22 protein-coding genes are annotated in these 23,866 nt (G+C 48.2%); 8 read left to right on the top strand and 14 right to left on the bottom strand.

The annotated features are described in order from the left end of the window. Positions 1 to 187: 187 nt before the first annotated feature. From IQE94_RS06425 to IQE94_RS06435, 3 genes are all read right to left on the bottom strand, one after another. Positions 188 to 1,915: a succinate dehydrogenase/fumarate reductase flavoprotein subunit gene (locus IQE94_RS06425; RefSeq protein WP_212716913.1), complete on the bottom strand. Its 1,728-nt coding sequence runs from the start codon at positions 1,913 to 1,915 to the stop codon at positions 188 to 190. A 177-nt stretch (positions 1,916 to 2,092) separates the two neighbouring features. Continuing rightward, positions 2,093 to 2,356, bottom strand: coding sequence for a DUF6761 family protein (locus IQE94_RS06430; protein ID WP_212716915.1), 264 nt, complete (start codon positions 2,354 to 2,356; stop codon positions 2,093 to 2,095). A 128-nt stretch (positions 2,357 to 2,484) separates the two neighbouring features. Next, complete coding sequence (locus IQE94_RS06435; protein WP_212716917.1) at positions 2,485 to 3,021, bottom strand: SH3 domain-containing protein; 537 nt, start codon at positions 3,019 to 3,021, stop codon at positions 2,485 to 2,487. Between the two features lie 153 nt (positions 3,022 to 3,174). On the opposite strand from IQE94_RS06435, the gene IQE94_RS06440 reads away from it, so the two are divergent. Continuing rightward, positions 3,175 to 4,179 (top strand): NAD(P)/FAD-dependent oxidoreductase, encoded by a 1,005-nt coding sequence (locus tag IQE94_RS06440; RefSeq protein ID WP_212716919.1) that lies wholly within the window; start codon positions 3,175 to 3,177, stop codon positions 4,177 to 4,179. Here IQE94_RS06440 and IQE94_RS06445 read toward each other — a convergent pair. The 5 genes from IQE94_RS06445 to purC form a co-directional block, all read right to left on the bottom strand. Continuing rightward, positions 4,165 to 5,028, bottom strand: a complete 864-nt coding sequence (locus tag IQE94_RS06445) for a universal stress protein (protein WP_212716920.1) — start codon at positions 5,026 to 5,028, stop codon at positions 4,165 to 4,167. The two genes, IQE94_RS06440 and IQE94_RS06445, sit on opposite strands and share 15 nt — an antisense overlap. Before the next feature lie 99 nt (positions 5,029 to 5,127). Further along, positions 5,128 to 6,624: a SulP family inorganic anion transporter gene (locus IQE94_RS06450; protein ID WP_223342941.1), complete on the bottom strand. Its 1,497-nt coding sequence runs from the start codon at positions 6,622 to 6,624 to the stop codon at positions 5,128 to 5,130. 49 nt (positions 6,625 to 6,673) lie between these two features. After that, positions 6,674 to 8,317, bottom strand: coding sequence for a peptide chain release factor 3 (gene prfC, locus IQE94_RS06455; protein WP_223342942.1), 1,644 nt, complete (start codon positions 8,315 to 8,317; stop codon positions 6,674 to 6,676). A 114-nt stretch (positions 8,318 to 8,431) separates the two neighbouring features. Continuing rightward, positions 8,432 to 10,942 carry a BamA/TamA family outer membrane protein gene (locus IQE94_RS06460; protein WP_212716926.1) on the bottom strand — a complete coding sequence of 837 codons (2,511 nt, stop codon included), beginning with the start codon at positions 10,940 to 10,942 and terminating at the stop codon, positions 8,432 to 8,434. Between the two features lie 212 nt (positions 10,943 to 11,154). Next, on the bottom strand, positions 11,155 to 11,901 hold the full coding sequence (purC, locus tag IQE94_RS06465) for a phosphoribosylaminoimidazolesuccinocarboxamide synthase (protein WP_212716928.1): 747 nt from the start codon (positions 11,899 to 11,901) through the stop codon (positions 11,155 to 11,157). 165 nt (positions 11,902 to 12,066) lie between these two features. On the opposite strand from purC, the gene IQE94_RS06470 reads away from it, so the two are divergent. Then, positions 12,067 to 12,813 carry an HAD family phosphatase gene (locus IQE94_RS06470; protein WP_212716930.1) on the top strand — a complete coding sequence of 249 codons (747 nt, stop codon included), beginning with the start codon at positions 12,067 to 12,069 and terminating at the stop codon, positions 12,811 to 12,813. Here the strand turns inward: IQE94_RS06470 and IQE94_RS06475 are convergent. Further along, complete coding sequence (locus IQE94_RS06475; RefSeq protein ID WP_212716932.1) at positions 12,810 to 14,297, bottom strand: serine/threonine-protein kinase; 1,488 nt, start codon at positions 14,295 to 14,297, stop codon at positions 12,810 to 12,812. The two genes, IQE94_RS06470 and IQE94_RS06475, sit on opposite strands and share 4 nt — an antisense overlap. Before the next feature lie 393 nt (positions 14,298 to 14,690). Here IQE94_RS06475 and IQE94_RS06480 point away from each other — a divergent pair, with 393 nt between their 5' ends. Next, positions 14,691 to 15,335 carry a MerR family transcriptional regulator gene (locus tag IQE94_RS06480; protein WP_212716933.1) on the top strand — a complete coding sequence of 215 codons (645 nt, stop codon included), beginning with the start codon at positions 14,691 to 14,693 and terminating at the stop codon, positions 15,333 to 15,335. Further along, positions 15,332 to 17,098, top strand: a complete 1,767-nt coding sequence (locus IQE94_RS06485; RefSeq protein WP_212716934.1) for a macro domain-containing protein — start codon at positions 15,332 to 15,334, stop codon at positions 17,096 to 17,098. Before IQE94_RS06480 ends, IQE94_RS06485 begins: the two co-directional genes overlap by 4 nt. A 237-nt stretch (positions 17,099 to 17,335) precedes the next feature. Here IQE94_RS06485 and IQE94_RS06490 read toward each other — a convergent pair whose 3' ends face one another. Together IQE94_RS06490 and IQE94_RS06495 are read right to left on the bottom strand one after the other, a co-directional pair. Continuing rightward, a complete protein-coding gene (locus IQE94_RS06490) occupies positions 17,336 to 17,827 on the bottom strand; it encodes a transposase (RefSeq protein ID WP_223342944.1) in 492 nt (163 codons plus the stop codon). A gap of 41 nt (positions 17,828 to 17,868) precedes the next feature. Then, the gene (locus IQE94_RS06495; RefSeq protein ID WP_370630537.1) at positions 17,869 to 18,291 is read right to left on the bottom strand and encodes a transposase; all 423 of its coding nucleotides are present in this window, start codon (positions 18,289 to 18,291) and stop codon (positions 17,869 to 17,871) included. On the opposite strand from IQE94_RS06495, the gene IQE94_RS06500 reads away from it, so the two are divergent. Continuing rightward, positions 18,252 to 18,428 carry a hypothetical protein gene (locus tag IQE94_RS06500; protein WP_212716937.1) on the top strand — a complete coding sequence of 59 codons (177 nt, stop codon included), beginning with the start codon at positions 18,252 to 18,254 and terminating at the stop codon, positions 18,426 to 18,428. The genes IQE94_RS06495 and IQE94_RS06500 overlap by 40 nt on opposite strands. On the opposite strand, the gene IQE94_RS06505 is transcribed toward IQE94_RS06500, so the two are convergent. Further along, positions 18,420 to 18,881 carry a DUF29 domain-containing protein gene (locus IQE94_RS06505; RefSeq protein WP_223342945.1) on the bottom strand — a complete coding sequence of 154 codons (462 nt, stop codon included), beginning with the start codon at positions 18,879 to 18,881 and terminating at the stop codon, positions 18,420 to 18,422. The two genes, IQE94_RS06500 and IQE94_RS06505, sit on opposite strands and share 9 nt — an antisense overlap. A gap of 46 nt (positions 18,882 to 18,927) precedes the next feature. Beyond that, entirely contained in the window at positions 18,928 to 19,389 is a 462-nt protein-coding gene (locus IQE94_RS06510) for a DUF29 domain-containing protein (protein WP_212716939.1), read from the bottom strand. A 179-nt stretch (positions 19,390 to 19,568) separates the two neighbouring features. Here IQE94_RS06510 and IQE94_RS06515 point away from each other — a divergent pair, with 179 nt between their 5' ends. From IQE94_RS06515 to IQE94_RS06525, 3 genes are all read left to right on the top strand, one after another. Beyond that, entirely contained in the window at positions 19,569 to 20,534 is a 966-nt protein-coding gene (locus tag IQE94_RS06515; protein WP_212716940.1) for a DUF362 domain-containing protein, read from the top strand. Positions 20,535 to 20,811: 277 nt separating this feature from the next. Further along, a complete protein-coding gene (locus tag IQE94_RS06520) occupies positions 20,812 to 21,192 on the top strand; it encodes a hypothetical protein (protein ID WP_212722298.1) in 381 nt (126 codons plus the stop codon). Then, the gene (locus IQE94_RS06525) at positions 21,161 to 23,041 is read left to right on the top strand and encodes an ABC transporter substrate-binding protein (protein WP_212716941.1); all 1,881 of its coding nucleotides are present in this window, start codon (positions 21,161 to 21,163) and stop codon (positions 23,039 to 23,041) included. The genes IQE94_RS06520 and IQE94_RS06525 overlap by 32 nt, the downstream gene beginning before the upstream one ends. On the opposite strand, the gene IQE94_RS06530 is transcribed toward IQE94_RS06525, so the two are convergent. Further along, entirely contained in the window at positions 23,013 to 23,810 is a 798-nt protein-coding gene (locus IQE94_RS06530) for a hypothetical protein (RefSeq protein ID WP_212716942.1), read from the bottom strand. The genes IQE94_RS06525 and IQE94_RS06530 overlap by 29 nt on opposite strands. Between the last annotated feature and the right edge of the window lie 56 nt (positions 23,811 to 23,866).

A 23,866-nucleotide genomic window follows, 5' to 3' on the forward strand; every position in this document is an offset into this window, starting at 1 on the left:
CCATGTCCCACTAAAACTAAGAGCCTGTTTGTAAAGTCTTATTTTGCCCCCTAAATCTCCTCACTAAAGCTCCGGCAATACTGGGGAACTTTGCCTCTGTTTCCCCCCAAATTTGGAGAGTCCGAGGGGCTTTTCAAACACGTTCTAAGCGTGATCTGACACTGTACCCAATCTTGACCGCTAGTAACTAATATTTACGCTCCTTGGGCTCAAAGCGATTAATAACCACCGGCATATAGTCAACTTTGATTTTTTCTCCCTCAAAACTGGCTAAAGTGTGGCGCAAAAATTGTTCATCATCCCGACTGGGAAAATCTTCCCTGGCATGGGAACCCCGACTCTCCAGCCGTTGGATCGCAGAAGTTAAAATTAATTCCCCCACCGCCATAATACTTTGCAGTTCCAGAGCTTCAATGATTTCCGTATTCCATTGCGGTTGTTTATCATCCAGAAAGATTTGCTCGTATTGGGCTTTAAGATTTTGTACCTGGGCCAATCCTTCCGCCATAACGGATTCGGAACGAAAAACCCCGCAATGGCTGGTCATGCAATCCTGAAAAGCTTGGCGCAAGGCACTGATACGCACCGTACCCTGCTGGTTAAGAAGTTGATCGAGGCGGTTTCGAGCCTCGGTTTTATAAACGGTTTCATCAATAGTCGGGAGCGATCGCCCTTGGACATATTCGGCAATGCTGCGACCAGTACGACGACCATAAACCACACATTCCAACAGGGAGTTACTGCCCAAACGATTGCCCCCATGGACTGAAACACAGGCACATTCCCCCGCCGCAAAAAATCCTTCTGTTAACTCGTTGGCATTTTTCCTGACCCGACCATCGGTATTTACTGGAATGCCCCCCATGCAGTAATGCACCGTTGGCCGCACCGGCATTGGTTCTTCCACCGCATCAATGCCCACTAAGCGATGAGCTTCTTCCCAACAAAAAGGAATACGGCTCATAATTTTTTCCCGCCCCATGTGGCGCAGATCAAGATACACGTAGGGCCCTCCCGCACTGCCATCGGCATTCACGCCCCGCCCCGCCCGAATTTCTAAGGTAATCGCTCTGGAAGTAATATCCCTGGGGGCCAACTCCATGCGACTGGGGGCATAATCTTCCATAAACCTACGCCCCTCACTATTAATTAAATAGGCCCCTTCTCCCCGCACTGCCTCGGAAATTAGTACCCCTACCGGATATAAACCTGTGGGGTGAAACTGGACAAATTCCATATCTTCCAACGGTATTCCGGCGATCGCCGCCATGGCCAAACCATCCCCAGTGGAAGCATAATCATTGGAAGTGGTGTTATAAACCCGACCGTAGCCCCCCGTGGCCACCATCACCGCCTTGGCCCGGACAATTTCGATGCGACCGGTGGCAATTTCATACATTACTAGGCCCTTAGCCTGGCCATCTTCATAGATGAGTTTCATCACATACCACTCATCATAAATTTCCACCTGATTGCGGCGGAGATTATTAACCAATTCATGCAAAATCGCATGGCCAGTTTTATCGGCGGCGTAGCAAGTGCGATTGTGGGAATGACCCCCAAAGGCCCGCTGGGCAATTTTACCGTCCGGTAAACGGGAAAAAAGAACGCCCAAATGTTCCAGCTCAATGATTACTTCCGGTGCTTCCTTGGTGAGAATTTCCACCGCATCCTGATCCGCCAAATAATCCGATCCCTTGACCGTGTCAAAGGCATGAGCCTCCCAGGAATCCTCCGCATCAACGTTTTTCAGGCTGGCCGCAATCCCCCCCTGGGCCGCTACGGAATGGGAACGAATGGGGTGGGTTTTCGCCACGATCGCCACTTTGGTATCAGGAGCTAGACGCTTAACTTCCAGGGCGGCCCGACAACCGGCCAAACCCCCACCAACGATGACAACGTCCTGTTCAAGCATGGAAAAACCTTCAAAAGAAGCAACAACGACAATCCCCTGGGGTCTGCCTTCCCTAATGCTGAATCATTTTTGGTGATTGATCAATTTTTGCTCACCCTACCTGTGTATATTTTTCCAACTATTTTTAACTGCGGACTATCTAGACAAGTAATTGATCGACGAATTAACCGAATTTATCTAAAAGTAGTCATAGTCTTTTTCCGTTTCAAAAGCAGAATAACTAAAGTTGGAAGGATCTCTTAAAAAAGCAAAGACCTCTTCTTCCAGACGGTGGATCAAGTAGGGTTCAATTTGGTTGCTGTAACGCAGACAGGCAATAAACCCATCCACATAGAGGCGGATTTCATCCATCGAACGGCTACGGTTCCATAAATCCACCATCGCATCGGTTAACTTTTGATAAAAACGAATGACTTGGGGGTCTTGCAACATTATGGACATGGTTATGATTCACTGACTATTTCAGGCATTATCTCTGATTCTAACGAGACGGGAATACCTTTGGAAAGTTTTGTTGATCCCCGCTAGTTAACCAATGGTCAGCATCAACCGCCAATCTCTGTCTTTGTCTACGGGCACACATAACGTTCCGTCACCCAGCCTCTCATGCCATTCATGGTTTCCACCAAGAAAAACCCATTACTATAACCCTCAGTGCTAACCGCAGTGCCATTGCTCAGAGTTCGGTTGGCATTTTGGCTGGCATTACTGGGGCGAGCGCGCAAATATACCCGTCCGGTTTCGGCGCCGCAAATATAAGCCGGAGAGCCACCAACGGGAGAACCGCCACATAGATAGCGTTCTGTGACCCACCCGGAAGAACCATTGGCAGTTTCCACAAACACAAAGCCGTTGCGGTATTCGTATCCCTGCACAGGGGTGCCATTGCGGAGGGTGCGGTTGGCATTTTGACTGGCATTACTGGGGCGGGCGCGTAAATATACCCGTCCGGTCTCCGCTCCACAGACAGTGAGGGCATTTTGGCCTAAGGCAGGACCCTGCACCCCAAAAACTTGCCCCAACAGACCAAACACCGCCATTAAGTTAACAAATTTGAAGATAAGGTGAGGAGAAATTTTTGCTGTGGCATTGATGGGACTTTGCATGGTGAGTCACCAGTAAATTCGATAAAAATCCTGAAAAGATTTTAATTTCCATCTAACATTATAGTTGACTAGTTGTTGTGGTCTTACCAAAGGGTTAACTAGCTCAATAAATGAAACAATTAGGTAATCAAAATTAACAAAAAGTTAACAGAAATGAAACAAATATCTGTGGTTATTGTGGGTGGTGGTCTCTGCGGTTTAATGGCGGCGGTGGTGCTTCAACGCCAGGGCTTGGGGGTAACGGTGTTGGATAAGGGCAAGGGCATTGGGGGTAGATTAGCCTCCCGGAGATTACGCCACAGAGTAGCGGTGGGGTGTTTTGATTTTGGCGCCCAGTATTTCAAGGCTCAGGATCCTCTCTTTCTCGCTTGGGTAGAGGATTGGCTCAATGCCGGGGTGGTCAAGGTTTGGGCAGAAGGCATGGGCACAGAAACCGGCGCAGTCCGTAGTCAGGGGGTCAAGCTATATCGGGGGGAACCAAGTAATCGTAGTTTGGCCCAATACCTCGCCCAGGATTTGAGGGTGGTTAATGGGGAAAGGGTTAATGCTTTTCATTGGCAGGATAATGTTTGGCAAGTTCACTGTGATTCAGGGCAGGTTTATCCAGGCGATCGCCTGGTGGTGACAGCGCCGTTACCCCAAACCTTAGACCTATGTGAGACTTCGGCTATTAAATTACCCGCCCATGTCCACCAAACCTTAGCAGCAGTGACCTATGACCCTTGCTTTAGCTTGTCCTTACTGTTGGAGCAACCTAGTTTAGTGCCTGATCCCGGTGGTCTCTGGTTATCGGGGGAACCCTTGGCTTGGATGGCTTGCAGCACGAAAAAAGGCATTTCTCCCCAGGGCTATGGAGTGACGGTGCAGGCAGGCCCGGAGTTTAGTCGTTATCATTTAGAAACCGATGCCCCCCAGGTAATCCAGTTGATGACCAAAGCGGCCCAGCCCTGGTTAGGGTCAGCCGTGTTAGCTTCCCACTTACATCTCTGGCGCTATAGCCATCCCCAAAACCCCCTGGATCAACCTTTTCTCTTTGGGGATTTTCCTGGCCCAGTTTACTTTGGGGGAGATGCTTTCCATGGTGGCAAAGTGGAAGGGGCGGCCCTATCCGGATTGGCGATCGCCGAGCATTTATTGAATTCCCTAGCGAAAGGTTAGAACCGGAATGGAAGTTTTTCGTAGAACTTGGGCGGTGGTACTGCCGATGACCAAATGGCGAATACGGCTATGGCCATGGGCCCCCATTAACAATAAATCAATGGCGTTATTTTCCTGGTAACGGACAATGGCTTCTTCCGCATGGCCCACCAACAATTCCACCTCGATCTTAAAACCAGCTTTTTCCAAAACTTTTTCGGCTGTACCCAAATTGGCGATCGCCTGGGGGTCTTGGTTGGTTTTCCCCACCATGACAATGTGTAGCGGTAAATCAACCAACAGGGAGGAACTGGCCAAAAACTGCAGAATTTTTTGGCAACTGGCACTACTGTCATAGGCAAAAAGAACTTTGGTAATGGTTTGAAACTGCTTTGGGGTGACCAAACAGGGCTTGGGAATACTGCGAATAATTCTCTCCATATTAGCTCCCAAATGGCCCTGGGCAAATTTAGCTGTTTCCCCTCTTTTCCCAAGGATAATTACATCAAAATCGCCCTTCAAATCTTCTAGACAATCCAATAAGAAACCTGTTTTGTGCATAACCTGCACCGATTCTATGCCAGCTTGCTGGAGAGTGTTTTTAGCCGTTGCCAGGAGCAGTTTCGCCTTTTGATGATTAAGTTTGGCTTTAGTATGTTCTAAATCCACCAATTGTTTTAATAATTCTTCAGAAGTTCCTAAGCCAATACTGCCACTTAAATTGACCGATTCCACTGCCTTTTGAGCCCGGATATCAGTAACATATAAAACCTTGATATTGCCGTCTAATTTACTGGCTAACCAGGCGGCGTAGGGATAACTTTGCTGGGCGAAATCCGATCCATCAGTGCAAAGCAAAATATTTTTCACAATGGTAGCATTCCCAAAAAATAATTAGTGATGTGTAAGTTCTAAAAACGCATGGCCAGTTCCCCCAATTTCGCTCTAGTTCAGTGCCGATATCAAACCTTAACTTTCAGCAGAAGAATTAATCAGTTTTAGTTCCGGTTCCTTGATCAACTTTTGCCAAAGGGTCGCACTCGCTTCGTTTAAGCCCACCAATTCCACATCAATGCCATTGCGCCGGAACTTGGTCATAATTTGCTCCACTGTGCCCACTGCCCCCTGGTCCCAGAGATGGGCATGGGTTAAATCGATGGTAACCCGATCCACCAATTCATCAAAATCAAAAGCTTCAAGAAATTCTTCTTTGGAAACGAAGAAGATTTGACCAGAGACATTATAAATACGGTGGTTTTCATCCTCTGTTAAAACCCTATCCACAAAAACAAGTTGGGCAATTTTGCGGGTAAAAAATATCGTACTCATAATAATACCCGCCGCCACCCCCAGGGCAAAGTTACGGGTGATAATAATTAGCCCCATGGTGGTGAACATAACAATGTTTTCACTCTGGGGAATTTTACGGAAGTCCCGCAGGGAAGACCAACGAAAAGTGCCAATGGAAACCATAATCATCACAGCTACTAAGGTTGCCATGGGCATTTGTTGCACCCAGTCCTTTAACCCCAAAATAGCAATTAAGAGAAAAATTCCCGCCGCAAAGGTTGATAACCGGCCCCGACCGCCGGATTGCACATTGATGACTGATTGGCCAATCATGCCACAGCCAGCCATGCCACCAAAAAAACCAGTGACAATATTGGCAATGCCCTGGCCTTTGGCTTCGCGGTTTTTGTCGCTGGGTGTATCGGTCAATTCATCCACTAAAGATGCGGTTAAAAAGGAAGCCAGCAACCCAACGATCGCCAGGGTAAGGGAATAGGGCAAAATAGTTTGTAAGGTTTGCCAATTAAAAGGAATTTGGGGTAGTAAAAAAATTGGTAGACTCCCAGGTAAATCCCCCATATCTCCCACAGTGGGTACATCTAGTTGCAAGAAAATGGTGGCATTGGTCATCACAAATAAAGCCACCAAAGGAGAAGGAAAAACCTTGGTAAACCTGGGCAGAATATAAATAATTGCTAGGGAACAAGCCAGGATTAAATAAACTAGCCAATATTGACTAACTTTAGTCGGGTCTAGCTGGGGTAGCTGGGCAAAAAAAATTAACACGGCTAAAGCATTGATGTAACCCAACACCACCGCCCTGGGGACGTAGCGCATTTGCTTAGCAACTTTAAAAACCCCCAACAAAACCTGAAAAATTCCCGTCAGTACGGTAGCGGCCAGCAGGTACTGCAAACCGTGGTCTTTGACCAAATCCACCATTAATAGGGCCATGGCCCCTGTAGCGGCAGAAATAGACCCCGATCGCCCACCAAAAAAAGCCGTCAACACAGCAATGGTGAAGGAAGCATAGAGTCCCACCTTGGGGTCAACCCCAGCGATGATGGAAAAGGCGATCGCCTCGGGTATGAGGGCCAAACCTACCACAGCCCCGGCCAACAAATCTTCCTTGGTATTGCGAAACCACTCCCGCTTTAATATTGTCCAATTGATCATTATTTCGGTCTAAAACTTAGTCTTTTACAGGATTTTTCGCGAGAATTTTTTATAAGGAAGGAGGAATGGCGATCGCACTCAATTTTAAATCGGGACAATCTCCTGCCACCTGTTCTAAATTCCACTGATTTTTAAACAGTAAAACTGGTGCATCCCAGCGGTCTTTGACCACTACCGTATTGAATAGCCGTCCCGCTTTTTCCAGGGCATCCCAACCTTCTACCACCCAGCGGGCCAGGGAAAAACCGAGGGGCTCTAGCCTAGTTTCCACCCCATACTCTTCCTGGAGCCGGTACTGCACCACTTCAAACTGCAATTGCCCCACTGCGGCTAAAATCGGATCCCGTTTACTTTCATCCAGGGATTGTAGAATTTGCACCGCCCCTTCTTCCTGTAACTCTGCTACTCCCTTTTTAAAGTTTTTATACTGACTAGGATCGGTGGATTTAAGGTAGGCAAATAGCTCCGGAGAAAAGAAAGGAATGGGAGGGTAAACTAACTTTTCGCCAGTGTGGACCGTATCCCCAATGGTGAACGCCCCTGGATTATTTAAACCAATCACATCCCCCGCATAGGCAATGTCCACGGATTCCCGTTCCTGGGCAAAAAGTTTTTGGGGTCTGGACAAACGCACTGTTTTTCCCGTTCTGGGATGTTTTACCACCATGTCTTTTTCAAATTTGCCAGAACAAACCCGCAAGAAAGCAATGCGGTCCCGGTGTTTGGGGTCCATATTGGCCTGGAGTTTAAACACAAAACCGGAAAATTCAGGATAGGTGGGGTCAATTTTTCCCCGGTTACTATCGTGGGCTTCGGGCTTAGCCGCATACTGCAAAAACGCTTGCAAAAATAGTTCCACCCCGAAATTATTCATGGCACTGCCAAAAAATACTGGGGTCATTTCTCCGCCATGAACGGCGGCTAAATCAAATTCGGCCCCTGCTTCTTCGATTAATTCCAACTCATCTTGAAATTCGGCGTACAGATCACTACCTAGCAAAGCTTCCAGGGCCGGATCATCTAGGGCTATGGTCTGGTCCGCAGCTTTTTTGCTACCGTGGGTGCCCGTACGTTCAAACAAATGAATAGTTTGAGTTAAACGGTTGTAAACGCCCCGAAACCGATCGCCAGTGCCAATGGGATAGTTGACGGCATAGGTCGTCATGCCCAATTCCTGCTCAATTTCGTCCATCAACTCCAAGGGGGTCAGGCTAGGGCGATCAAGCTTATTGATAAAAGTAAAAATGGGCAGATGGCGCAGGCGACACACTTCAAACAGTTTGCGGGTTTGGGTTTCTAAGCCCTTAGCGGCATCAATTAACATCACCGCATTATCCGCTGCGGCTAGGGTACGGTAGGTATCTTCACTAAAATCTTGGTGCCCAGGGGTATCGAGTAAATTAAGAATTTTGCCCCGGTAGTCAAACTGCAACACAGTGGAAGTGATGGAAATACCCCGCTGTTGCTCCATGGCCATCCAGTCGGACGTGGCACTGCGCTGAGTACGGCGGGCTTTTACGGCTCCCGCTTCTTGAATGGCGCCCCCATACAACAATAATTTTTCCGTTAGGGTGGTTTTCCCCGCATCGGGGTGGGAAATGATCGCAAAATTACGACGGCGATCGACCTCTTTCAAAAGATCGTCCAGGGCTTTGTCCGAAGACGGCGCAGTTGAAGATAGGGAAGTTTGCATGCGATGGAAAAAAATAAGCGGGCATTAGCAATGGGCCCACTCTTTCTAGGCTCTAGCTGGAAGTATTGTCTCAAGTTAGCGGTGGATCTGTCCAATGGTGGGTTGGGTTTTGCCCTAGAACTTCTCACCAATGCCGAAGTTAATGCGGGACTCTCCCTCTCCGGTAAAGCCGAGGTCAATGCGGATGGGGCCCACCGGAGATTGGATCCTTACTCCCAAGCCGTAACCCACACCGGAACCGGGTAAACCCCGGACGATCGCCGGAAAGCCTGGCACAGCCCCTTGGGAACCGAGGTTAGAGCCGTAGTCCACAAACAGAGCTCCCCCCACCGCCGCAATAATGGGAAAACGATATTCCGCCGTAGCTTGGAAGAAACTGCGACCATTGCCCAGTTCCCCTTCCTGGTAACCTCGCACGGAGTTACTCCCCCCCAAAATAAAGGCTTCATAGGGCGGCAAATCCCCTAACACAGTCCCCGCTTGCACGTTGAAAGCCACTGTTTGGGGTTGGGTGGACTCCACAAAACCAAAGCCTGTCAAATCCAGCCAGTTAACAGGGATGTAGTAGCTATAGCTACCCCGCAACCGGGTCATCATAATGTTGCCGGTGCCAACGGGAATGGTTTGCTCCGCCCCAAAGCGCACCAGGGAACCACTAGTGGGTTGCAAGGCATTGTTGCGGTTATCTTGGGAAGCGCCAAAGGAGAGGGTGAACAGCTCATCTACCCCGTAGTCACTGAAGGAGAGCGGCTGGGAATCAAAGCCATTTAAAGGCGCAGAAAAGGGAGACAGGGCACCTGCGGCATTTTCAATGCGGACATTCTGGTAGCCAAAACCCGCTGACAAACGCCAATCCGGGGGAGAAAACACATCATCGGCGATCGGTCTAAAAAAAGTCATTCCTAAGCCAGTACGCACTACCCTGGGACTGTCAAAGCCGTTAAAAGTACGAATGGAAGAATCGGCCCCGTCAAACACGAGGGAAATGGTTCGGCGGCGGAAAAGGTTAGCAGTGTAGGAAGTACGGAATGGATCACCACCAATCCAGGGGTCGGTAAAGCTAACATCAAACAACAACTCCCTTTGACCCACCTGGGCTTCTACCCCAATGGTTTGGTTGTTACCCCCCAGGTTTTTTTCTTGGTAACTGATAGTACCAAACAGGCCACTGGTGCTACTAATCCCTCCCCCGGCGGCGATGGAACCCGTATTGCCTTCCACCACATCAACGTTGACAACTACCTCGGTGGGATCGGTACCCGGGTTAAATGACAGCCTAACATCTTCAAACAGTCCCAGGCTATACACCCGCTGTAAGTCCGTTTGGGCCCGATTGCGATTAAAAACGTCCCCTGGCTTGAGGCGCATTTCTCTGGTGATAATGAAATCCCTGGTTCTGCCGTCCACTGGCTCGTCTTCCGAGTCAAAAAAGCGCACCTGGATATTCTCCACAATGCCCTCGGCAATGACCAGAGTGACCTGGCCATCGGCTCCCACTTGGGGAGAACCCACCACCTGGGCGAGGTCATAACCCTGGCTGGAATACCATTCATTGATGGTTTTAATCCCCTCTTGCAATTCTCGTAGGTTGAGAATTTTACCGTACTGGTTCCCAAAGGTTTCGTCCACCACTTCCTGGGGCAGAATTCTTTCCTTCCCTTCGGCTACTTCGGGCACTGTGCGTATATCCAAGCCGGTGAAAACGGGGTTGGCCTGTACTTCAAAAGTCACCCTCACCCCTAAGGGCGTATCACTGGGAGCCACCCGCACATTACTAAAGTAACCGGTGGCATAGATGGCATTAACGTCCTCTTGCAACTGACTGCGGGTAGTGGTGCGGCCCGGCTGGGTGCGAATGGCGTTATAAACTAACAACTCCAGTTCTGGGGTGGTGCCGGTAACCAATACTTCACTGACCAATACCCTTGGTTCTTCCTCGGCCGGGGCTGGAGTGGTGGTACTCGGGCTGGCCGGAGGGGTAAAACTGGGTAGAGTCTGGGTTGGCCCTGGAGTACCTTCGGTGGTGGTGGGAGGAGCATCGGGGGTAAAGGAGGGAGTTTCCTCTACTGTTTCTTCAGTAGTAGTCTCTATTTCTACCTCTTCTACTTCTTCCACCTGGTCCCCAACAGGAGCTTGGGCTATTAATGGAGACTCGCTCCCTGGTGCATCAATGGTACCGATTGCTGTCGCTGTAGTTGTTACATCGTCCTGTGCCCCTTGGGCCGTAGCGAGAGGGGATGCCGTATCTTTGACTGACTTGACGGACTCAATAGACGCCATCAGGGCAAGATCATCAACCTCGGCATCTAAATTGCCAGCCCCAACCTCCATGTCTGCAGTTTCCAGGGGCAGAACCTCGATCGCCGTATTGGCTGTGTCAATGGAGGAAACAATTTCCTGGGGGAAAGACGATCCAAAGGCCTCCGATTCGGAAGTGGGGCCGGGGAAATTAAGCTCTGGAGATGGGGAAACTAATAGCTCCGTGCTGTTCCCATCGGCCAACATATTGAGGGGGGAAAATGGCTGAGTTGCCTGGGCTGGAGATGCCCCCAGAACAAGACCACTGGTTAACAAAAGAAGTCGATAGTAAGGAGAAAGAGTCACGCTTTTGTTCTGGTTTGACACGTCCTGACACCCAATTCAAGCCATTAATATTGATACAGACACAGGGGGTACGAAAAAATACCCAAAAACAACGCCGCGATGGCTAGGGATTCGCCGCGATTGCTTGCCCATTATCGAGTCCCGTCGGTTTCCTGACAAGCCGTTTGTGCAAGGTTTTAAACTGGTAGGTTGACCCAGACCCGTTGGAAAGGTTCCAAACCAAGTAAGGGCAATCAGGAGGCACCCATTTGGGACTGCAGGCGCTCAATTTGGCTTAAAACCCGTTTTTCCACCGTTTGGTAAGCGGATTCAATTTCGCCCAAATCCCGCCGGAAACGATCTTTATCCAATACCCTGGCCTGGGGATCGGTCTGGGTGTTATCCCACAAACGACAGGTATCCGGACTAATTTCATCGGCTAAAATAATCCTCCCTTGGCGATCGCCGCCGAATTCTAACTTGAAGTCCACCAGGGTGATATCGCACTGGGCAAAGAACCGTTGGAGATGCCGGTTAATGTTCAGGGCCAAGTCCTTGAGGGTCTGTAACCCTGCTTCATCAGTGACCCCCAACAGCAAGGCCCGTTCCCAGGTCAGGAGGGGATCCCCTAGGGCATCATCTTTGAAATAGAACTCCACCAAAGGGTTGGCCAATACCAAGCCCTCTTTCAAACCAGTTTGCTTACAAAGACTACCGGCGGCAATATTACGCACCACCACTTCCAAGGGAATAATGTCTACCGCTTTGACCAACATTTGATCATTTTGGGGACAGTCAAGGTAATGGGTGGGAATCCCCAGGGTTTCTAGCCAACGGAATAGGGATGCTGAAATGGCGCAGTTGATGGCTCCTTTGCCCTGGATCTGGCCTTTTTTTTGGGCATTAAAGGCGGTGGCATCGTCCTTAAAAATAGTTAGCAGTACATCTGGATCCTCTGTGGGGTAAAGGATTTTAGCCTTGCCTTCGTACAGTTTTTCCATGGAAGAGTTACCAAAATTGACAGCGAACTAACCTTGGGGCTGACCTGACCCTGAACCGATTTTAGCGGAGATGGGTATTAATACTTGGCTCTAGCAAAGGAAAGATTACCATGGTGATATGTGGCGTCAGTCCCATCGGCCGAGGGAACAAGAGGAGACAGTCAAATGTTAAAGGCAGTGTTATTAGACTTCAATGGCGTGGTGATTAACGACGAAGCCATTCACCGGGCCCTAATTGACGAGTTGCTCCTAACGGAAAATTTGCGTCCCCTCACCCCGGCCGATTACCAACAGTTTTGTTTAGGCCACAGCGACCGAGCCTGTTTGGTGGATTTGTTTGAACATCGGGGTCGGGGGCTAACGGAAGGCTATCTACAAAAGTTAATTGACCGTAAAGCGGAGAGCTACCATCACAAACTGGTGGCCCTGGAAACCCTACCCATTTATGAAGGGCTGAAGGAGTTTCTGGAAAAGTTGCAGTTACAACGATTGGCGATCGCCTTGGTGACGGGGGCCGTGAGGGCGGAAGTGGAATATGTCCTAGACCGGGCCGGGCTAGCATCCTACTTTCCGGTCATTGTGGCCGGGGATGACATCACCAGCAGCAAACCCCAACCAGACGGTTATCAATTGGCCATTACCAAACTCAATCAATGGCGTCAAAGCCAAGCGGTGGCTGATAGCCTCTTGGATGATACCGCTCCCCTGTTGCCAGAAAATTGTCTGGCGATTGAAGATACCTTTGCCGGCATTGAAGCAGCGAAAAAGGCTGGCATTGGGGTGGTTGGTATCGCCCACACTTACCCCTATCACTTTATGCAACGGCAAGCGAACTGGGCCGTGGACCGCTTTGATGAGTTGGATCTAGACCGTTTACAGGTAATTTTTTCTCGGCCCAAAGTGGCAGTTTAAACCTTACTTAAAACCGCAAATAATAATTTGAGAATTAGCAAAAACAGAGCAATGCTGGCCATAACGACGATCGCCCCGGCCAGAGCGGCAATAATGACCGTGACTAGGACGGGGAAATCAAGTTGGGCAGCCAGTTCGACAATCCTGGGCCAGCGGCTCAAGCTCGGTACAGCCAACAAAGCCAAAATGGTTAAAGTATTAAGGCTCAACATTTCTGTTACTTCTAACCAGCGCTTAAATTGGGCAAAAATTATCCCCGCCACCACCATGCCCAAAATACCTAAACTAATATTGGTTTGGGGAAAGAGGCTGACAGCAATAATGCCCCAGAAAACTACGACGGAACCGGTTAAAGCCCCTTGGAAAAGCACTTTTACAACCGGTAAATTGCGCACCGCTTGGCTAATTTTACCCGGGTTTTTGGGGGGTGCTAGGGGTGGAGCAGAACTTGCTGGAGTTGGCTGAAGTTGGGTATTGGCACCTTGGGGAGTGGACGCTACGGCCCCAGGGGAAGATTTACCCTGATTACCCTTACCGCCGTTGAGCACCGCCAGAACTTCCTCCGCACTGGCGTAACGATCCTTGGGGGTGGGTAAAAGTAAACGGTCAATCACATCAGCCAATGGTTGGCTAACCTGCAAACCAGGTGATCGCCAATTCCACTGGTTATGGTAGGCGTCGTACAAATCCTGAGCTGTTTTGCCCGTTAACAAGTAAAGACAGGTTACAGCCAAAGCATATAAATCCGTGGCGGGATAAACCTGGTTGCCAGCCATCTGTTCCGGCGGCGCAAAACCCATGGAGTAAATACCTGTGGAACTTTCGTTGCTTGCCCCCACCCCGGCGGTGGCCTGCTTTACTGCTCCAAAATCCAACAGGTACAATTTACCCTCTTGGTCCCGCATTAAATTGGATGGCTTAATATCCCGGTGAATGGCTCCGGTACCGTGGACGAAACTAAGAATTTTGAGCATTTCCGTCAGCACCCAACGCACTTCCGCTTCCGTCATGGGGCCATGTTTTTCAACGGTCTTTTCCAAATCCTGACCGTTAATAAATTCCTGCACCAAATAAAAAAATTGATCCTGTTTCCCGGTGCGGGGATCGTCCACCAACAGTGGAAAGTAGGCAAACAAATCGGGAATCTGATCATGGTGATTGCCCAACTTTTCCAACACCACCGCTTCCCGTTCAAACAGGGATAAAGCTAAATCCAATTGCTCTTGATTTAAATTCCCCGACGGTTGAAATTGCTTAACCACGCAAAAACGCATGGTGGGCGTAAATCGGTCCAGGGCCAGATAGGCCGCCCCAAAGCCGCCCTGTCCTAGAAGTTTCACCGGCAAATATCTGCCTGCCAAAATCAGCGGCATCCGACAACTGGTGCAAAACCTTTGTTGCACTGTTTGCAGAGTGTTGCGATTATCCAGGTCAGGAAAAGAATTTAAACGGGCACAACCGGGGCGGGTGCAGAGCAGATCCATTGGCTAGTAAGGGTCTGATAGGTTTGGGCGGACTCAGCCTCAGTTTATCTTGTTTTTTTGTTGATCTCAGTTCAATGGTGGGGAAAATTGCCCCCTATAAATGGGGGGAGGCTTTAAACAATCTGGGCCCCCATGTTCACCCAGTTGCTTTTCCCTCGATGAAATATCACCAGACTCATAAAGTATCTGTCACCAGTGTGACGGTAAAGACGATATCAAGCTAAAAGATTGTTTAGGGAAAATTGAGAGGGAAGAAACCTGCTCTTTTTCTGGCGAGACTGGACAGCCAGATTGTCAGGCAATCGCTCGTTTTCTTTAGTATTATTGTTCGTCACAATAGTGCCAACTAAATTTGTCATTGACATTTCTGGTGGGAGTGACTAGGATAGTTCCATGAGCACATTGCAACAATTCAGCCAAGCGGTAAAACCCTGGTCTCTGGAGGAATTTGTGGAGATAGTCAACGGATTATTGCCCCAATTTCTACCGGAGGAAAAGTCCCATACGAGGGTGCGGGAGGAAATAACTTCCCGGTTGGTAAGGCATTACGCCGGCATGGGATTGTTGGATGAACCCCTCAAAGAAGGCCGAGAAGCCCGCTATATCTACCGACATCTTTTACAAACCCTATTGGTAAGGCGTTTATTGGTGGAGGGTTACGGCGCTAGTGCCATCGATAGCTTAGCCAAATCGAAAACCAATCAAGAATTAGAAGCATTACTCCAGGGCGGGGTGGTGCTAACCCTAACCCCCGCTAATCCTGCCCTTAATTTTCTGGAAGAAATTCAACAAAGGTCAGCTAAATCTGTTCCAGGTAAATATCAGTCCAGGGAAGCTCAGGAATCCGCTGGTTCTAAGTCGGAAAAAACACTATTACCAACCCCTTCCGTTTGGACGAGGCTAGTGATTCTGCCTGGTTTAGAAGTCCATGTCCGCAACGATTTTTTGTTACCCAGCACCCATCAGGAGCAACAGAATCTTTTGCAACGGGTTTTACAAAGTCTTTTATCAATCAAGAAAAAAAGGTTTAACCAATGAACACGCCCCAAGTTAGTTTTATTCCCCTCAAAAATGCCGTTTGTTCTGAACGGGCAACAACGTTGGATTTAATTATCCGCATTAACCCACCGCCCCCACCGGAAACCAATAAATCCCGACCGAGCTTGAACCTTGGTTTTGTCATTGATCGTTCCGGCTCCATGGAAGGCCATAACAAAATCACCTATGCCCGCCAAGCTGTGTGCTACGCCATTGATCAACTATCTCCGGTTGATCGCCTGAGTGTGACCATTTTTGATGATCAGGTGCAAACCCTTATTCCTAGTACGCTAGCAAAGGATAAAGCCCAGCTAAAACGCTTAGTGCAGGGGGTAAGTCCTGGGGGATGTACTGATTTGCACGGTGGTTGGCTTCAGGGGGGCATCCAGGTTAGCCAGAATCTCAATGCCGAATTGAACCGGATTATTTTGTTGTCCGATGGTTTAGCTAATCGAGGGGAAACAAACCCCGATGTCATTGCCACCGATGTCCATGGTTTAGCCCAACGGGGAGCTAGTACCACCACCCTGGGGTTAGGGGATGATTACAACGAAGATTTGCTAGAAGCCATGGCCCGCAGTGGGGACGGTAATTATTACTACGTTGCCGATGCGGAACAACTACCAACTATTTTTGAGCGGGAATTGCAGGGTCTTGTTTCTACCTATGGCAATGGAGTGACGTTGACGGCTACTTCCCAGGCCGGTGTGCAGGTTTTAGATCTGTTGAATGATTTTGAGTCGGACAACCAAGGCCGCTCCCAGCTTCCCAATCTCATTTATGGCAATCCCATTGATGTGGTGGTGCGGCTAAAAGTCCCGGCTCTGAAACAGGAACAGTCCCTGGGGACAGTGATGCTCAGTTGGATAAATGGAGAGAGGCAGGAACAGACTGTAACCGCTAGCTTCCAGTTGCCAGTGCTGACTAAAGCGGAATTTGAAGCCCTACCCCTCAACCAAGAAGTGCAACAACAGGTGGCATTAATGATGTCGGCCCGGGCCAAAAAGGAAGCCATGGAACGGGTGGATCGGGGAGACTATGGTGGAGCTGGTAAGGTGTTACAGTCAGCTCGACAGGAGATTATGGGAGCTAATTTACCGATGTCTGCCCCGGAAGCGGCGGCATTGGAAGATTTGGAAGAAAAGCTGAATGAGCGACAGTTTAAGTCTTACCGCAAGATGTCCAGTGCCCAGAATTATCGACGCAATCATAATCGTTCTGCGGGGCATTCTGACTTACTTTATGCTTTCCAAAAGGGCCCTCGCTTGGGGGATATTACCAAGGAAAAAGTGGAAGCTGTTATTAATTCTACGGATTGTAATTTGTCCGATAGTGGTGCTTTGTCCAGGGCTATTCATCGGGGGGCGGGGCCAGAATTGTTGCAGGCTTGCCGGGATTTACAGGGTTGTACGGTGGGCGGCGCTAAATTAACCCCTGGTTTTAATCTCCGGGCCAAGTGGGTGATTCATACTGTTGCTCCAAAATGGAAAGGGGGGAACCACGGTGAGGAAGAGTTATTAATTAGTTGCTACCAAAATTGTTTGCAGTTGGCGATGTCCCAGGGGATTCGTAGTCTGGCTTTTCCGGCGATCGCCTGTGGTGCCATGGGTTTTCCCCCGGAAATAGCGGCTCGCATCGCTTTAGAAACTGTTAGTAATTTTCTCCTTTCTAATCTGGCGATCGGTTTGGTGGCTTTTGTTTGTGCCGATAAGGAAACTTTGCGGTATTACCAAGAGGCATTTCAACGGGTTGTGGCTTGGTAAAGCCTAGCAACTATTCAATCGAAAATACCCAGTGTAAAATTTTACAAAATATAAACAAAGGTTCGCCAATTTGATCCGTCTTTTTAAGACTGGTATGGCATTATGGCAATTGGGCACAAAACGGCGATCGCCAAGGCTGACATCGCTACTATCCATCCAGGACTAGAACCATAAAATGTATTGTTTTTCCCTATCTTCAATTGATAAACACTTAGAGGTATACGGCGGATTTCGCGTCTAAGTATAATAGTAGCAACAATGAGTAAAATAGTTCCGTCTAATTGTGGCAGAATTTAAAATAATGCCGATTGCTGTTAAGTTTTCAACAGATTCTTTGTCTTGAGGTCTAAATCTCCGAATAAAAGCCTTGAGTTCCCACCAAAAATGTTCAATGGGATTAAAATCTGGGGAGTAGCGTTGTAAATAAATCACCTTGGCTCCTGACGCTTCGATCATTTCTTTGACTCCTTGAACTTTATGAGCATTGAGATTGTCCATAACAACGACAGCACCTTCCCAGAGTTGTGGGATGAGTTCTTCTTTGACAAAATCTATGAACAGTTCTCCATTCATAGATTTAGGTAATAATTTTAAGCATAAAATCCCCAACAAACTCATCGCTCCTGCATAGTTGAGACGGGTGCCCCTGTAGACAGAATCAAAGTCATAGGCTCTAGTTCCCATAAGACTTCTCGGCACATCTCGCATAATTCCCAGTAAGATGCCCATTTAGTCAAGAAATACTAAATTTTCAGGTTTCTCTTTCACAATTAAATGCCAATATTCCTTTCTTGTTGAACTTCTTCTGAGCTAGCTTTGCGATTCCTTTTTGTTTTTTTTCGTGTTAATCTCAGGGTTTGTAAGAAGCGACACATGGTAGATTCGCTAATTTTAATACCAGTTCTTTCTAGCCATAGCTCACAGTATTCTGAAAGAGTATAATCGGGATGTTCTGTCACCATTGCTATACCCTGCTCTTCTCTCCCCATCAGCTGACTAGGTTTCCCTCCACTTGGAGCTTTTGGACAAACTTGTCCCGTTTCTCGTTTTAGTTTAAGCAAATCCTGTACCGTTGTTTTGCTCACTTGAAACTGCTTTGCTACTTTTCTAATCGAGGTTTGACCGCCTTCATAGGTCTTGACTATTCTCTCTGATGTCCACTGATAGAGCAGGCATTTTACTTTTCGGTGAATTTTTACTTATGTTTGTCACCCATTTTACCACTTTGTCATGGAATCCGCCGTACTGGCATCATTCATTAAATAGTGGCTTCCGGCAATCTACAATCTTCAACCTACCCCAAAAACCCAACGGCGATCGCCTAGGGTAACCAATCTTCATCAATTGCCTGTTCAAGCGTAGCAATAGGGTGTTCGGGAAATGTACTAAGTGGAAGTTGGGAGTGTTTGGCCGCTAATTTTCTGCCTCTTTTATACCCCTCAGCTAAATAATCCCTTGCATAATTACGCAAACTCGGACTATCCTCCAATACTTGAAGAAATTGTAAGCGAAAATTTAAGATTTCCCTTTCCCAATGCTCTTGATTCCGAACAAGTTCTGCTTGCCAGTAAACAATCAAAAGGAGATGTTCAAAAATATGATTGAGAAGACTTTGTAGTTTATGTTTATCGCGCCGACTCAAGTCTTCTATCTCCTCAATCAAATTTTCCCAGTCTAGATCATCTAAGTCTTTATTCTTTAGTTTGGCAACGGTTTCCAAGACCCAAAGATTGTAATCGGCATTATAAAGATTTGTATTAGTTTTGCCGAGTTCAGCACCCATAACATCTACCTCATTGATTAGTTATAAACTTAATTCTAGTTTTCGTCTATTCCGGTAACCAATCCTCATCTAGTAAATCTTCCAGGGTCGTGATGGGAGCTTCTGGGAAAGTGCTGAGGGGAAGTTGAGAATGTTTGCTTGCCATTTTTTTTCCATCTAAGTAACAAGAATGAAATTTATTGTTCAGATAATTATTAAGACTAGGACTGTCTGCTAAAAGACAGTTAATTTGTTTACGATAATTAAAGATTTCCCGTTCCCAATGCCCCCTATTTCTGTACTTTTCTGCCTGCCAATACTGCAAAATTAGGAGGTGTTCAATTAATTTCATGAGCAGACTTTCAAGTTTTCGCTTATCTCGCCGGCCCAAATCTTCTATCTCCTCAATTAAATTTTCTAAGTCTAGGGCAGAAAATTCTTGCCTTTTAAGTTTTGCCGCCATATCTAACACCCAGAGGTTATAGTCGGTGTCATACAAAGTTTTGCTTTCGGTGAGTTCTACAACCATACTTTTCACCCCAATCAGTTAATCGATTATAAACGGGATTTTTGGTGATTATTAAGGGCTTATCGTTCTCAAAGTCCCGATATTAGAGACTGTCCCCCAAACTGGCATCTTGAGTCTGATGTGACTAGAATCGGAAATAGGTTTATGTTCACATTTGTTTACAATCACTTACCGCTACCATGGTCAAACCCGTTAGCTTGCTCCGTGCCCAATCCTACGAAGCAGTAAGTTTACTGGCTTCCCTGAGAACTTTGCTCGAACCCTTGGGGGGCATGGGCAACTTTGTTAAGCCAGGCGATCGGGTTTTGCTAAAGCCCAACTTGTTAACTGGCAACCGACCGGGCAGAGAATGTATTACCCGTCCCGAAATAGTGGCCGCCGTGGCCCAACTGGTGCAGGAAGCAGGCGGTAAGCCTTTTATGGGGGATAGTCCTGCGTTTGGGTCAGCCCGAGGTGTGGCAGAAAATAATGGCTATTTACCCCTATTGCAGGCGTTGGACATTCCCATTGTAGAATTCCGAGGAGGGCGCTACGCCACTGATAGTGATAATTTCAACCATTTACGTCTATCCAAGGAAGCGATGGATGCAGACGTGGTGATCAACCTACCCAAACTCAAATCCCATTCCCAATTGACCATGACCATGGGGGTGAAAAACCTATTTGGTTGCGTCCCCGGCAAAATGAAGGCTTGGTGGCACATGGAAGCTGGCAAGGATGCGAATCGCTTTGGGGAAATGCTGGTGGAAACTGCCAAGGCGATCGCCCCGGATTTAACTATTTTGGATGGCATTATGGCCCATGAAGGCAATGGCCCGATGCACGGTGACCCCAGGGAAGTGGGGTTATTGGCCGCTGGCCCCGATGTGTTTGCCCTGGATTTTGTCATCACCGATATTTTGCAACTAGACCCCGCTACTATTCCCACCATGGCCGCCCAGGAACGCCTAGGACTCAATCCCACCGCCGCTGAATTGACCTTTCCTCTCGCCCATCCCCGGGATTTCCTAGTGGAAAATTGGAAACTACCGGAAGTGTTGATGCCTATTGATTTTGGACTGCCCCGGGTATTGCGATCCACGTTCAAACACTTTTACATTCGCTTTGTCAAGGAACCCTTACATATCTATACGGGGAAAGCTTAGTTACGGCAACTTTCGTCAAATAGGCTACATAAAGCCCGCCGTTCCGGCCTTAACCTGAAGATAAGACATAAAGTCAATATCACCCTCCGATTGCTAGAGGTCGCCCATTGCTTCAGTGGCGGCTTTCTTTTTCGTGTTTATCCATGCTTTAGAAATGAACATTCATGGCTGAATTTGGGCTGAATTTAAATTTTTCGTTACTGCCCACTAGGGGCGATCGCCGTGGTGGGGGGCAGGGGTTTTGTTAAGATCCTAAAAACTTCAAATAGCGCTCCCCATGCTCATGGACTGGATTCCTTTCGAAATTCCCATCAATACGGCGATGATTGCCGGTGCTACCCTATGGGCATTGGGGCTTTACCTAACCTGGGGCGCCGGGCGTAATTGGCTGATTGAACAGTTGCAACGATGGTTTAATTTTGCGGAGCGTTCCCTCTACACTTCTGTGGAGGAATATGAGCGTACCAGGGAAGCGAGGGAAGCCCAGAATGCTTTCTATGCTTCGGTGATGAGTATTTTGCCCTTCCTCGTCCTGGGAGCCCTCTGTAATTGGGGCGTTAAATGGGGCTTAGGGGGGAGTTGGTCCATTAGCTTGGCCATATTGACGGTGTTCACGGGGGCAGTTTATGCGTTGGGTAAACAAAATAGCAATGAGTAGGGTGGTGGAGCAAAGAAAGACGGTGATCGCCAGGGAAAAAAATCCAGGCCAGCAAAATTATCCGTCCGGTCGGAGTTGGGGGCAAAAATTAATCAGTACGGTGTTGTGTTGCCTAGTCATGGCCTTTTCCCTGGGAGGGTGTTTTTCACCGGAACTGAAGGACCAGGTGGTTTTTTCCGTGCTCAGTGACCCCAAAACCTTCAACGCGGTGCTGTCCCAGGAATCCCCCAACGTTTTTGGTTATATCTACGAAGGGCTAATCAGGGAAAATCCCCTCACTGGGGAAAGAACACCAGCTTTGGCACAAAGTTGGGAAATTTCGCCGGATAATTTGACCATCACTTTTACCCTCAGGGACGGTCTACGCTGGTCGGACGGAGAACCCCTCACCGTCGATGACGTACTATTTTCCTACAATGATCTTTATTTAAACCCCAAAATTCCCAATAATTACCGGGACGGTTTGAAGGTGGGAGAAAGTCAGGCCGAACCGAAGATCACAAAAGTAGGCGATCGCCAGGTGGCTTTTAACATCCCAGAACCCTTTGCCCCCTTTTTAGACACAGCCCAATTTCCGATTTTGCCCGCCCATATTCTGCGGGAAACGGTGGAAAAGACCGATGAAAATGGTAATCCTTTACTTTTGAGCACCTGGGGCACCAACACTCCCCCGGATCAAATTGTGGTCAACGGTCCCTATAAATTAGCCCGCTACGTCACCAGCCAACGGGTAATTTTTAGTAAGAATCCCTACTACTGGGAAAAGGGCCCCAACGGTGAATCCCTACCCTATATTCCCCGGGTGGTGTGGGCCATTGTGGAAAGCACCGATACATCCCTGCTGCAATTTCGTTCTGGTAGTTTAGATTCCCTGGGAGTGCCGCCGGAATCCTTTTCCCTGCTCAAACAGGAAGAGGAACGGGGTAATTTCGTCATTTACAACGGTGGTCCTACCTACACCAGTACCTATTTAACTTTTAATCTCAACCAAGGTAAGCGCCAGGGCAAACCCCTCGTGGACCCAATTAAATCTCGCTGGTTTAATAATCTTAATTTCCGCCAGGCGATCGCCTATGGCATTGACCGGGAAAGAATGGTTAATAACATTTATCGGGGACTGGGGGAAAAGCAAAATTCCTTCATTCCTGTGCAATCTCCCTTTTTTAATCCCGATGTCAAAGTCTATAGCTATGACCCAGAAAAAGCGCAAGCATTACTAAAAGCCGGGGGGTTTACCTACAACAATCAACAACAATTATTGGATGATCAGGGTAACCGTGTCCGCTTTGTGCTCAACACCAACGCCGGCAATAAAGTGCGGGAAGCTTTGGGTACCCAAATTCAAGAAGATCTAAGTAAATTGGGCATTCAGGTGGACTTTAGTCCCATCAGTTTTGGCGTGTTAGTGGACAAATTAAGCAATAGTTTGGAATGGGATGCGGTGGTTTTAGGACTGACCGGGGGCAACGATCCCCATATACCTAATGTTTGGTACGTTAAGGGCAATTTGCATATGTTTAACCAGCATCCCCAGGCCGGCGCCCAGCCGTTGCAAGGACAAACGGTGGCTCCCTGGGAGCAGAACATTGCCAATTTGGCCCTAAAAGCTTCCCAAATTATTCCCCAGCAAGAACGCAGTCTGGTTTACGACCAAATGCAGATGGAGGTGCAGGAATATTTACCCTTTATTTATTTGGTGAGTCCCTATTCCCTTTCGGCGGTGAGGAATCGCTTTTGCGGCATTGAATATTCCGCCCTAGGGGGAGCGTTCTGGAATTTACCTTCCATTAGTTTTTGTGACCATCCACCACTGGCGGAGACTAGTTCTGCTGGGCCGGGGGAGGAGTAGGGGCTGGGGTCGGCACCACAATGGGGGGAGTTTGATATTCTTTGACCTTATCCTCTAGATATTTAAAGCGGGCTTGTAACTTATTGAGGCGATCGCTGCTCTGACGATTTTCTTGCCGTTGCTGATTTAGAGCAGCTTCAAACTCCCGCCGTAGGGCTTTCTGCTCCCCAATCAGTTGGGCAATGGTGTCGTTTTGACTTTTGATAGTGTTTTGTAAATCTTCCAAACGGGCCTTTTCTTCGATTACAAACGGCAGTCCCCCCTGGAGAAAATAGTATATTCCCCCCCCGCAAAGCACAGCCCCTGCAAAGATCAGACCCCCCATTAAAGTGCGGAAATAGCTCCTCTGCCGCCGTCGAAATTCCCCCAGCAAATTCAGCGCTTCTTCACAACTAGGGTCTAAAGATAGACATTGGCGCACCCGTAAATGCATTTGATCCGCATCCTGGCTACGGTGATGGTATTTCCACTTACCAAAGTGGGCCTGGGCGGAACAGAGCAAAAACTGGGACTTTCCCGGGTTAAAGGCGATGGCATCGTCCAACTCCGCAATGGCATCATCCCAATAGCCCAAACGCATATAGCCCTGGGCCCTGGTGAAATGGTCGGTTGCCTGTTTTTGGGCGGCCTGGATCTCCTCCGGCTCAATGCCCAACTCCCCGGCGATCGCCTCTAGTTCAGCGCTGGTGGGAATGCGCTGGGTGGATTGACTTAACTCGGTCACCCGTTGGATATAGTTCTCAATTACCCCGCTGTGAACCAATGCCATGGCCTAGTTGTCCTCGGCGCTAATCTAATGTCTTCCTCGATAATTCTAGCTTAGGA

This window comes from Synechocystis sp. PCC 7339, assembly GCF_019924095.1.
GTDB lineage: Bacteria > Cyanobacteriota > Cyanobacteriia > Cyanobacteriales > Microcystaceae > Synechocystis.